The 10,436-nt window shown below is 57.8% G+C and carries 9 protein-coding genes and 1 pseudogene; 7 read left to right on the top strand and 3 right to left on the bottom strand.

Annotation, left to right across the window (positions count from 1 at the left end):
• Positions 1-5 precede the first annotated feature (5 nt).
• The gene (locus tag PSAL_RS16190; protein ID WP_119838413.1) at positions 6-644 is read right to left on the bottom strand and encodes a GntR family transcriptional regulator; all 639 of its coding nucleotides are present in this window, start codon (positions 642-644) and stop codon (positions 6-8) included.
• Positions 645-719: 75 nt separating this feature from the next.
• Here PSAL_RS16190 and PSAL_RS19275 point away from each other — a divergent pair.
• Positions 720-944 (top strand): annotated as a pseudogene (locus PSAL_RS19275) (NAD-dependent epimerase/dehydratase family protein); the annotation flags it as partial.
• A 63-nt stretch (positions 945-1,007) separates the two neighbouring features.
• Here PSAL_RS19275 and gntR read toward each other — a convergent pair.
• Entirely contained in the window at positions 1,008-2,033 is a 1,026-nt protein-coding gene (gntR, locus tag PSAL_RS16200; RefSeq protein WP_119838411.1) for an HTH-type transcriptional regulator GntR, read from the bottom strand.
• A gap of 118 nt (positions 2,034-2,151) precedes the next feature.
• Between gntR and PSAL_RS16205 the strand changes: the two genes are divergently transcribed.
• The 4 genes from PSAL_RS16205 to PSAL_RS16220 are packed head-to-tail and all read left to right on the top strand — an operon-like array spanning position 2,152 to position 6,930.
• Positions 2,152-3,174: a TRAP transporter substrate-binding protein gene (locus tag PSAL_RS16205; RefSeq protein ID WP_119838410.1), complete on the top strand. Its 1,023-nt coding sequence runs from the start codon at positions 2,152-2,154 to the stop codon at positions 3,172-3,174.
• A gap of 60 nt (positions 3,175-3,234) precedes the next feature.
• Positions 3,235-3,810 carry a TRAP transporter small permease subunit gene (locus PSAL_RS16210; protein WP_231388552.1) on the top strand — a complete coding sequence of 192 codons (576 nt, stop codon included), beginning with the start codon at positions 3,235-3,237 and terminating at the stop codon, positions 3,808-3,810.
• Positions 3,810-5,135, top strand: a complete 1,326-nt coding sequence (locus tag PSAL_RS16215; RefSeq protein WP_119838409.1) for a TRAP transporter large permease — start codon at positions 3,810-3,812, stop codon at positions 5,133-5,135. Before PSAL_RS16210 ends, PSAL_RS16215 begins: the two co-directional genes overlap by 1 nt.
• A gap of 10 nt (positions 5,136-5,145) precedes the next feature.
• Positions 5,146-6,930, top strand: coding sequence for an IlvD/Edd family dehydratase (locus PSAL_RS16220; RefSeq protein WP_119838408.1), 1,785 nt, complete (start codon positions 5,146-5,148; stop codon positions 6,928-6,930).
• Positions 6,931-7,258: 328 nt separating this feature from the next.
• Here the strand turns inward: PSAL_RS16220 and PSAL_RS16225 are convergent, their stop codons facing one another.
• Entirely contained in the window at positions 7,259-8,626 is a 1,368-nt protein-coding gene (locus PSAL_RS16225) for a Hint domain-containing protein (protein ID WP_119838407.1), read from the bottom strand.
• 789 nt (positions 8,627-9,415) lie between these two features.
• On the opposite strand from PSAL_RS16225, the gene PSAL_RS19395 reads away from it, so the two are divergent.
• Complete coding sequence (locus PSAL_RS19395; RefSeq protein ID WP_119838406.1) at positions 9,416-10,024, top strand: Hint domain-containing protein; 609 nt, start codon at positions 9,416-9,418, stop codon at positions 10,022-10,024.
• 64 nt (positions 10,025-10,088) lie between these two features.
• The gene (locus tag PSAL_RS16235) at positions 10,089-10,388 is read left to right on the top strand and encodes a hypothetical protein (RefSeq protein ID WP_119838405.1); all 300 of its coding nucleotides are present in this window, start codon (positions 10,089-10,091) and stop codon (positions 10,386-10,388) included.
• The last annotated feature ends 48 nt before the right edge of the window (positions 10,389-10,436 follow it).

A 10,436-nucleotide genomic window follows, 5' to 3' on the forward strand; every position in this document is an offset into this window, starting at 1 on the left:
GTGTTTCAGGCGCTCCTTTTCCCGTTCCAGATGTGTCTGTCGGTGAGGCCTGCGATGCGTTCGATGAGGGTTGAGAGGGCCTGCCCTTCGGCGGCGATGCTCAGGGCCTGTATGCTGGCGGTGCACAGGGCCCAGTGGGCCTGGGGATCCGTGCGGATATCAAGCGCGCGCCAGCGCATCACGCGCCAGAAAGCCGCCGTTCCGGCGGCGCGGATGACCTGATCGGGGACGTCCTCGACGATCACCATGTGGACGCGGGTCATCAACCTGACGTAGTCGTCCGCCGTCCCGTCTTCAGCGCCGTTTACCATAGTCAGGATGCCGCTCAGCTCGATCCGGGTTCTGGCTTGCAGGGGGATGCCGTCGCAGTGCCGCGCCGCGATCAGCATGAGGTCCCGGTAGAGCGCCAGGCAGCTTTGACGCGAATCTACGGCAAGCTGGACGACGCCGGCCCCGACGCTGGGCTTCACTTCGACCAGCCCTTCGCGGACCAGCAGCTGGACGATCTGACGGACCGGAGTCCGCGACACTCCGAACTCCTGCGCCAACCTGTTTTCGGACAGCGCAAAGCTCTCCGTGGGCGGCGTCAGGCAGATCCGCATGCGCAGCGCATCCAGGATGGAGTGATGTGACTCTGTTTCCATGTCATGTGCCGATTTCCCACGTATTCGTATACCGGTATACTGGAACTCTTCCCCGGGCAAGGCCACTTCCCCCTGCTGGCCGACCTGCGTCCCGACGCCATCATCCAGTTCGCCGAACACCGCGCCGCGCCCTATTCCATGAAGGACGCCGCCGGCAAGATCTACACCGTCAACAACAACATCAACGCCACCCACAACCTGCTGGTCGCCACCACCGAGCTGGGCCTGGACGCGCATATCGTCCACCTCGGCACCATGGGCGTCTACGGCTATGACGGCGACGGCCTGAAGATCCCAGAACCCGATTAATGCGTCCTGAGCCTAGCTGCTGCCATATGCCCGACTTCGTGCTCTTCGTGAATTTCACCCCCGTTTCGTCGACCCGCGCTTCATCAGCTGCACGCCTAGACGGATTTGAGGCGTGCCGATGGCCGCGCGGTCAGCGATTGCGTCCCGCAGCAAGGTCATTGCACCGGCGCCAACCTCATAGCGCGGGGTCGCGACTGAGGTGATGGCCGGGTTTAGGTGCCGCGACATTTCGAGGTCGTTAAATCCGCAAATTCCCAGGTCCCTGGGGACGTTGATTCCACGGCGTTCGGCCTCGAACAGCGCGCCGGCGGCGAGGTCGTCGTTGTTGCAAAACACCGCGTCGGTGTCTGGTGCCTGGGCAAGAAGGTCGCTTAGCAGCTGCCCCCCTATGCCGACCGAAGACGGGTGTGTCGTCGTGATTACCCGGTTCGGATCGTAAACGCCGCGGGCCTGCGCTTCTGCGGTAAAGCCAGCAAGTCGCGCCTGCGAGCGCGGGTCCATTCGCGCGCCAAGAAATCCCGGCCGTTCATAACCTTCCTCGATCAAGTGCTGCGTGCCTTCGACAGCGCCATCATAGTGCGAAAACCCGATCATGAGATCAATCGGGGCATCCGACACATCCATGATCTGCACAACCGGACAGGGCGCGCTTTTAAGCAGGGCGTGCGCCGCCTCGGTCTGGTCGATCCCGGCTACAATCAGGCCCGCAGGACGCTGACGCAGGAAGGTGCGCAACAGATTTTCTTCCTTGCTGGGGCTATAGCGAAAATTACCGATTTGCACCGATAGGCCTGACCCCTCGATCACATCGTAAACACCGCGCAAGACGTCAGAAAATACCGAATTGGCGAGCGATGGGACCAGCAACCCCACCACATTTGTCCGCTCGGACGCGAGCGCGGATGCTGCTTGATCCGGCACATAACCCAGCAAGTCGATCGCGGCCTGAACTTTCTTTCGCACGCCAGCCGAGACCATGGTGGGCGCGCGAATCGTCCGCGAAACCGTGATAGCGCTGACACCGGCCTCTGCCGCGACATCGTTAAGCGTAACCCGTTTGTATATATATTTCTTTTCCATTCAATGAAGCGTATCACGCAGGCATGTCTTTGTGAATATTTGACAGATGACAGCGCTGTCAATAGCGTTCACCCATCGCCATCGTTCTACGGTTGCGACGTTTTAGGGAGGATAAAACATGCGCTTTACTGTCAGGCTTCTGGCCGCAACCGCACTTGTCAGCGCCGGGCTGACCGGTGCTGCCGCCGCACAGGATTTTTCGCTCAAGTTCCAGTCATCCGATCCGGCGGGCAACGCCAACTTCCTGCTTCAGCAAGAGTGGGCCAAAGACGTTGCCGCCAAGACCGATGGTCGCGTCGAGGTCGATCTGCTGCCCGTCGAGACAATTGTCGCACATACCGAATCTCAGGACGCAGTGGCGGCTGGGATCATTGATGGCCACGTGACCGACACCTCGTATTTCGCGGGCAAGGAACCGGCCTTCGGCCTGATTGCCAACCCCGTCGGGGCCTGGTCCGACCCGCAACAGATGTTCGACTTCATGGAGAATGGGGGCGGCAACGAGCTGATGAACGAAATGCTTGAACCCTACGGCTTGCACTTCATCGGCGCGACGACGCCCGGTCTTGAGGCGCTTTTGTCGAAGGTGCCGCTTGACGGCGTGGATGACCTGAAGGGACTAAAGATGCGTGCGCCTGAAGGTATGGTGCAAAAAGTCTTTGCCGCGGCCGGGGCGTCTCCGGTCAACCTGCCTGGCTCCGAGGTTTTCACCTCGCTCGACAAGGGTGTGATCGACGCGGCGGATTATACCGTCTTCTCGACCAATCACGCGCAAGGCATGCATGACGTGGCGAACCACCCGGTCTATCCCGGCTTCCATTCCATGCCGCTGGTCGAGGTTTCGATCAACAAAGGTGTTTGGGATTCGATGCCCGAGGATATCCAGTCCGCATTGGTGGAATCCGTGAAAGACTTCCGGCAGCTACAGGTATCGACCCTGGCGGAAAGTGACCTGGCCGCGGTCGAAGAAGCCAAGGCCAACGCCGACATCACCGTGCATAATTGGTCCGAAGCAGAGCGCGCCAAGTTCCGAGCCTTTGCCAAGACCGAATGGGAAGAGGCGGCCGAAGCTTCCGACGCGTCCCGCAAGGTCTATGACACGCTGATCGCCTATCTCAAAGAAAACGGGCTGCTTCAGTAAGCGGCCTTTTCATTCACCCTTCCGGAGAGTCCGGAGGGGTGTTCGCTCGGGGAGGGGCAAATGCAGGACAGTATCGATCTCAATGGCACGGCAAGCGCACCCGTGGATATCGACGCACCCAAAGGGGCGATCTCCGAGGCAGGGCTGCTGGGGCGCGGCATCGACTGGGTCGGCATCCTCTTCGCCTTTGCCATTCTCGCTTCTGCCGCGATCCTCGGGATCGAGGTGGTCTTGCGCTACGTTTTCAATGCGCCGACGATCTGGGCGCATGAGACGGTGATTTTTCTGAACGCCACCGCTTTTGTTTACGGTGGGCTTTATGTGGTGTCGCGGGACGCGCATATCCGCGTGGTCCTGATCTACGACTATCTGTCCCGACCATGGCGACGGGTGTTTGATGTGGTGATTTCGCTGATCTGCCTCGTGGCGACGGCCTTCTTCGGCTGGGCCGCCTGGCAAAGCCTTGTCCGTGCGGTCTGGACGCCGACCGGCGCGATCCGGCTGGAAAGCAGCGGCAGCGCATGGGACCCACCTACGCCCGGGATGCTGAAGATCTTTCTCTTTACAATTCTCGTGGTCATGGCTGTGCAGTTTGCCGTGCTGACTTGGAACTACATGACAAGGCCGGACCGGTGATGGACCTTCTCACAGTGCTGTTCGACTTCAAGGCGATGGGGATCGAAGTGGCGACAGGGGCGATGTTCGTCGCCTTGTTCCTCCTGCTGATCACCGGCATGCCGCTGGCTTTCGTGACCCTGCTCGTGGCGCTGATTTTCGCGCTTGGATGGTTCGGCCCGATGGCCGTGCCACTGATCACCAGCCGGATCTTCAGCTTCGTCAACTCCTTCGTTTTCGTGTCGGTGCCGATGTTCGTCTTGATGGCAGCGATCCTGGACCGGTCGGGCATTGCGCGCGATCTGTTTGACGCGATGCGGGTCGTCGGCGGCCGTCTGCGGGGCGGCATCGCGATCCAGACCCTGCTGGTCGCCGTGGTACTGGCCGCGATGTCCGGCATCATCGGGGGCGAGGTCGTGCTGCTGGGGCTCCTGGCGCTGCCGCAAATGCTGCGGCTTGGCTATGACAGGCGCCTGGCCATCGGCGTCTGTTGCGCGGGCGGCGCATTGGGCACGATGGTCCCGCCGTCGATCGTCTTGATTATCTATGGGCTGACGGCGTCGGTCTCTATCGGTGATCTGTTCACCGCTTCGTTCCTGCCCGGTCTGATGCTGGCAAGCTTCTATATCACCTACGTATTGGTGCGGGCCTATATCAACCCCGACATCGCGCCTATCCCAGAGCCGGACGAGACATCGGCTGCCGAAAAAATGCGTCTTCTCAAGGGGTTGATTCTGCCGATCATGGTTGTGATCTTTGTGCTGGGGTCGATCTATGGCGGCATTGCCTCTGTGACCGAAGCCTCTGCCATCGGGGTCATCGGCGTCACGCTGTCCACGATGATCCGCGGCGAATTCACCTTCGAACTGATGGTCGGCGCGGCCAAGCGTACCCTGGCGACCGTCGGGATGATCGTCTGGATCGGGATCGGCGCCTCGGCGCTGGTCGGGGTCTTCAATCTGATGGGCGGCATCACCTTCGTGTCCAACCTGATCACCGGTGTGTCCGACAACCCCACCGTGATCGTATTGTTCATGATGGCCATCCTCTTTGTGCTGGGCATGTTCCTCGACTGGGTCGGGATCGCATTGCTGACCATGCCGATCTTTGTCCCGATCATCCGCGATCTTGGCCTTGATCCTGTGTGGTTCGGTGTTGTCTTCGCGATGAACATGCAGGTCAGCTTTCTGTCGCCGCCCTTTGGTCCCGCCGCCTTCTATTTGAAGTCGGTCACGCCGCCCGATATCTCTTTGGGTGAGATCTTCCGCTCCCTTCTTCCCTTCATTGCCCTTCAAATCCTCGCGCTTGGTATTCTCATTGCCTTCCCAGGCGTGACCGGCCGCTGAAAGACAGAACATGACCGACACCAAATCTTTGCGCTCCCGTAAGTGGTTCGACAATCTGGACGATCCGGAGATGACCGCGCTTTATATCGAGCGATACCTGAACTACGGGCTCACGCTTGAGGAACTGCGCTCGGGCAAGCCGGTGATTGGTATCGCGCAAACCGGCAGCGACCTGAGCCCTTGCAACCGGCACCATATCGAGCTGGCAAAAAGAACACGCGACGGGATCATCGCCGCCGGGGGTATCCCGATGGAAATCCCGGTGCATCCGATACAGGAAACCGGCAAGCGCCCTACGGCGATGCTGGACCGCAACCTTGCCTATCTCAGCCTGGTCGAAAGCCTCTATGGCTATCCGATCGACGGCGTCGTCCTGACCATCGGCTGTGACAAGACCACGCCTGCGCTGCTGATGGCGGCGGCGACGGTGGGGATGCCTGCCCTGGCCTTCTCTGTCGGGCCGATGCTGAACGGCTGGCATCGCGGTGAACGTGCGGGTTCGGGATCGGTGATCTGGCAGGCGCGGCAAGAGCTCGCGGCAGGCGCGATCGACGCTGAAGAATTTCTTGAGATCGCCGCCTCTTCCGCCCCTTCGGTCGGCTTCTGCAACACGATGGGCACCGCGTCGACGATGAACTCGCTGTCCGAAGCATTGGGCATGCAGTTGCCCGGCGTCGCATCGATCCCGGCACCCTACCGCGAACGCGGGCAGGCCGCCTGGTATACCGGACAGCGGATCGTTGATATGGTTCGCGAAGACCTGCGTCCGGCTAAGATCATGACCCGTGAAGCCTTCAAGAACGCAATCGTCGTCAATTCCGCGCTTGGCGGGTCGACCAACGCCCCAATCCACCTGAACGCCATCGCGGCGCATCTGGGGATTGCGCTGAGCAATGGCGATTGGGAGGAAATCGGCCACGCCGTGCCATTGCTGGTCAACATGCAGCCGGTCGGCACCTATCTGGGCGAAGACTTCCACCGGGCAGGCGGCACCGCCGCTGTGATCGGGGAATTGTTGCGGGCAGGCCTTCTGCCACATCCTGATGCGTTGAGCGTGACCGGACAGACGATCGCCGACCTTTACGCCGACATGCCGATCCTGGATGACGATGTGATCCGCCGTGCGGCGGCACCGCTGAAACCCAATGCGGGTTTTCTGAACATGAGCGGCAACCTGTTCGACAGCGCCCTGATGAAAACCTCGGCGATTGATGAGGGCTTTCGGGCGCGTTACTTCTCGAACGCGGAAGAGACCTTTGAGGGCCGTGTCGCGGTGTTCGACGGGCCAGAGGATTTTCACGCCCGCATTGATGACCCGGCCTTGGGTCTGACCGACGACAGCGTACTGGTGATGCGCGGCGCAGGGCCAAAGGGCTACCCCGGCGGGGCCGAGGTCGTGAACATGCGCCCTCCAAGTTACCTGATCAAACAGGGTATCCGGGCCTTGCCCTGCATTGGGGATGGCCGGCAATCGGGGACCTCCGGCTCGGCGTCGATCCTCAATGCCTCGCCCGAAGCTGCGGATGGCGGCGGGCTCGCGATCCTGAAAGACGGTGACCCGATCCGCATCGACCTTAAACAGCGCCGCGTCGACGTGTTGCTGGAGGAAGCCGAGATTGCCGCGCGCCGCGCAGCCCTCGATGCCGCAGGAGGCTATGCGCAACCAGACAGCCAGTCCCCCTGGCAAGAGATCTTCCGCGAGAAAGTACGCCCATTCTCGGAAGGTATGGTTTTTGAAGGTGCCACCGAATACCGCGACATCACAAACCGCAGCTTGCCGCGCAACAATCACTGACCCCATGCGCGAATGCGGTATCATCTGCATAGGGGAACCGCTGATCGAGCTCAACGAGGGGTGCAATGATATCAGGGGGGTGGCGGTGACCTGCCTTGCTGCGCAATGTAGCGGGGACCGGACTTCCCCTGTCTTCAGGCTCGTTTAACCCACGGCCTTCATGATCGGGTATGCCGCGTGCGGTATATCCGATCATGAAGACAATGCGGAGTTGAACCCCGGCATTCAAGGGCCCCGTTACAGGCTGGCCAGTTCGTCGTTTTGTCGGTTGCGGGGGGGGGGTGCCCATGCCTGCCAGCTACAATGCTGAATTCACGAGATGAATCCGTCACGTGCTTTGTAAAGCAGGCTCCTTTGATGCCTCAAATCCCGTCGTTTTCTCTGCGTTCATCACGCGCTTTTGGTGTTGCCGGATCTTTCCAGGCGCGAAAAACTCATTGCGCTTGGCACCCGCATTTTTCAGGATTGCAAAGGCATCCTTCTTTTTGAGCAAGGAATACTTCGTATCCGCTCCCGATTTGAACCGGCGCGCGTACTCCGGAATCAATTGCTCAATTTCAGACCGCGTTCCAGGGTTCAAGCTTCGGGCGGTATAGGGACCGATATACATGCTCTCGGTTGGGAGGTTCTCGGCCCAGATCACCTCATGATTTTCCAGCAGGATATGGTAGTAGGTCACCTCGGCGGGTTTCCTGACAACATCGATACCTGGAAGGTCCGTCATGTGTTTTGCTGCCAATAAACCGAACGGAGCCTCGGATACGCTGTGTATTGAATGCCCGTTGACGAAAATCCGGTGTTGCGGAGAAACTTCCAGATCTCGCTCGGGGAAACCTGTCCCAAGCGCGTCTCTCCCTATCCGGATAGGCCACATATTCGGCAATAGATCGAGAGCATACGCATCCAACGTGCTACAGCCGACCCAAACAATTGGCGCCAGGCTGCCGTCATAAGTGCGCAACAACATCCCCTTCCGAAGGCTTTCTACCGGCAGATATCCATCTATGGTGAGAATGCGCGTTCCAGAGCCGAAGCAAACGATAATACCGGGGTAGGTGAAATCTCCCCCCGACAAGTAGGTGCCCTCACTGGCCGAGAAGATAGCATAGTCAGCTGGCGACATTTCAATATGCGCATAGACGTTTTGGTCAAGCGCCCCGCCGAAACCGGTGCCGTATTCCAACGTCAATACCTCGGTTACGGCATTGTAGCTGGAACCTGCCCAGGATTCACCACCAAGATCCAGCTCATCACCGGCCTGCATTCCAGTAACGTTGAAATTGATCGCGCCGAGCACGGAAAGACCCGGTGGGTCATACTCGAACCGTCCGACCGTCGCACCAGAGAAATCGACATGATAACTGCTCAGCAAATTCGTGATGCCGCTCCCGACACTCAATCCGGAGCCATCCAGAATGATTTCTCCATCGTCAACTATATTGAATGTAAAGGCGTCCAGCGCAGATATATTCAGGAGACCCTGGTCAAGCGTAAGGCTTCCACCATTCTGGGCCTGAAACGTTGGAGACGAAGCAAGTTCAACGCCCAGAATAGACTGAATGGAGACGTTCACATTGTCCACGATCAGAGTGTGATCCCCCAACGCGGTAATGTTCAGGAGATCTCCATCATTCGCATCGGACTCGGATATGGTTGTTGTCCCACCGCCAGCAAGATTAACGTCAACGACAGCCATGGCGCCCCTCTTTCCCGACCTGATACTCGGCAAGTCGATTACGAAAAAATCTCCGGTCCGATTGCTGGCACGCAAACGAATTGAGTTGGACGTTCAGGAACGTGGAGCCATTCCAGAACGGATTACTTGGGGTTTCCTTTTTCAGCGTCAGTCAAACCCATTAACCAACAGTACCCAGATAGATTTTTTCATGTCAACATTTCTGCGCAACCGAAACGGCAGTCAGCCACCATATTTGTGGGTCTCCGGCCCTCGGTGGCGATGAGAAAAATGTTAGAAAAGTCAAATTTTTGGGCTGTGATACTGGTCATTTATTCTTTTAACTTAAGGGTTTGAGGCGGGGAGGGTCCCAGAATCCCGTGATCTCCAAGCACTTTGCCTAAGCACCCACCACCACCCATGGTGGTAGTTCAAGAAACCTTCCGAGAGACTTCCAAATTTAACAAATCGTTACTCATATCTATTTGGATCCTGCCAAATTATGACATCACTGACGCTCATAGGTGAATGGCTTAGACTGATATATCACTGCTCATTACTCAGTGATTCTGAAAATCTGGGCCGATGACTGGTATTGCCTGTAGACTCCCCATTGGACTCGTGAAAGCATATCAGAGCTGAAGTAATAAATTATGGTCCGACATGGCAGCCGGTAGAAGGTGGTGTCTAATAACGAAATTTTGCCTTCGAATACCTCAAGTCCAGAGGGGATTCACTGAGTTCGGCACCCGGCGGTATCCTTTTGTTGCATGTCTTGCAACGTCCACCTTTTAGTCGAGTGGAGTGGCGATGGCTTTTCATCCTAAAACATCTGTCAAAACATCTAGAGGAGAGGTGTCATTAGAAGATCTTCAGCGCGGAGATCTTGTGATGACCATGGATAGTGGCTATCAACCAGTACAATGGTGCGGGCCTTTAGACAGGACATGCAGCGACTTCATATTCATTGGTAAGGACGCCTTTGCGAGGTCTCAACCGGAACGTGGGTTGTTGGTCACACGGAGCCATCGCCTGCATTGGAGTCTTTTGGGGTGTCCGAAATCTGTACTTGATAAGGAAATATTCATTCCAGCCTGGCGCTTATCAAGCTTCCCTGGCTGTGAGAGTATATCTTGCACGATGGGGCATCGGATTTACGACATATGCTTGCCCAGACATGAAGTGATCTTTGCGAACGGTCTTCCTGTCGAGCATTCCTATGTCGGGACCGAGATCACAGAGGCTGACCAAGGTGCTGCCGGCCTGCCTGATCACCGCAAATTCATACTGAACCGGCCCTTGCCGGAGGAAACCGCCCGGAAATGCATGGCAGATTCCCTACCTCAGGTGACTGGTGCCCCATACGAATGGCGGAAGGGGGGGCAACTAACGGTTGCTGCTGTAGGTAAAGAATGGTGATAGGTAAGCTTGGGTGCCGTATCGATAATATCTGAGTAGGAACACTTGTGGAAAGGAAGCCATTATGTCGTCCAAATTCTTGTGTGCCTGTACCCTTGCACTGACCTTTTCCCTGTCCCCAGGAACGATGCTGGCTGAGACCGTCTATCCTGTACTCGCCTCTTGTTACCGAGGGCCGTGGGAAGACGTCATCTGGGATAAGGCAAACCCCGAATTCATGGAAACCCTTATGCAGAATGGTATTACGCCTGACGCCGCTGAAGAAATCGGCGAACGCGTTTGCCGGGATCCGGCATTGGTGGGAAAACCGGACCTTATCATCGATCGAACCCGTGAATTGATGCGGCTGGCCTCAGGCGCCTGAGAGAAGAAACACCTGGGCCTTGCTGGATAGTATGAGCCATCGGGGTCA

It is taken from the genome of Pseudooceanicola algae (assembly GCF_003590145.2).
Lineage (GTDB): Bacteria > Pseudomonadota > Alphaproteobacteria > Rhodobacterales > Rhodobacteraceae > Pseudooceanicola > Pseudooceanicola algae.

Bases quoted from the DNA above. Each gene is read 5' to 3' on its own strand.
- PSAL_RS16190 (WP_119838413.1), bottom strand. From the start codon at position 644: ATGGAAACAGAGTCACATCACTCCATCCTGGATGCGCTGCGCATGCGG.
- gntR (WP_119838411.1), bottom strand. From the start codon at position 2,033: ATGGAAAAGAAATATATATACAAACGGGTTACGCTTAACGATGTCGCG.
- PSAL_RS16205 (WP_119838410.1), top strand. From the start codon at position 2,152: ATGCGCTTTACTGTCAGGCTTCTGGCCGCAACCGCACTTGTCAGCGCC.
- PSAL_RS16210 (WP_231388552.1), top strand. From the start codon at position 3,235: ATGCAGGACAGTATCGATCTCAATGGCACGGCAAGCGCACCCGTGGAT.
- PSAL_RS16215 (WP_119838409.1), top strand. From the start codon at position 3,810: ATGGACCTTCTCACAGTGCTGTTCGACTTCAAGGCGATGGGGATCGAA.
- PSAL_RS16220 (WP_119838408.1), top strand. From the start codon at position 5,146: ATGACCGACACCAAATCTTTGCGCTCCCGTAAGTGGTTCGACAATCTG.
- PSAL_RS16225 (WP_119838407.1), bottom strand. From the start codon at position 8,626: ATGGCTGTCGTTGACGTTAATCTTGCTGGCGGTGGGACAACAACCATA.
- PSAL_RS19395 (WP_119838406.1), top strand. From the start codon at position 9,416: ATGGCTTTTCATCCTAAAACATCTGTCAAAACATCTAGAGGAGAGGTG.
- PSAL_RS16235 (WP_119838405.1), top strand. From the start codon at position 10,089: ATGTCGTCCAAATTCTTGTGTGCCTGTACCCTTGCACTGACCTTTTCC.